Source organism: Aliidongia dinghuensis (assembly GCF_014643535.1).
Classification (GTDB): Bacteria; Pseudomonadota; Alphaproteobacteria; order ATCC43930; family CGMCC-115725; genus Aliidongia; species Aliidongia dinghuensis.
Genome location: NZ_BMJQ01000085.1, coordinates 1 through 521 on the forward strand (window position 1 = coordinate 1; position 521 = coordinate 521).

At 68.3% G+C, this 521-nt stretch carries 1 protein-coding gene; it reads right to left on the reverse strand.

All coding sequences use genetic code 11. The features are described from left to right. Positions 1-3 precede the first annotated feature (3 nt). Positions 4-521 (reverse strand): electron transfer flavoprotein subunit alpha/FixB family protein (locus IEY58_RS34235; RefSeq protein WP_195826189.1); only part of this gene is annotated, 518 nt, incomplete at its 5' end.

The following is a 521-nucleotide window of genomic DNA, read 5'->3' on the forward strand; positions in this document are numbered from 1 at the left end:
CGCTTACTTCGCCTTGTCGAGCTCGGCCGCGAGTTCCGGCACGAGCTTGAACAGGTCGCCGACCAGGCCGTAGTCGGCGATCTGGAAGATCGGCGCTTCCTCGTCCTTGTTGATGGCGACGATGACCTTGCTGTCCTTCATGCCGGCCAGGTGCTGGATGGCGCCAGAGATGCCGACGGCAATGTAGAGCTCGGGCGCCACGATCTTGCCGGTCTGGCCGACCTGGTAGTCGTTCGGCACGAAGCCGGCGTCGACCGCGGCGCGGCTCGCGCCCACTGCGGCGCCGAGCTTGTCGGCCACCGCTTCCAGGAGCTTGAAGTTGTCGCCGTTCTGCATGCCGCGGCCGCCTGAGATGATGATCCGGGCCGCGGTCAGCTCCGGCCGCTCCGACTTCGAGAGCTCCTGGCCGACGAAGCGCGAGAGCCCGGTCGTGGGCGCGGCCTCGATCGGCTCGACCGCGGCACTGCCGCCGGAGGCAATCGCCGCCGGGAAGCCGGTGGTGCGCACGGTGATGATCTTGA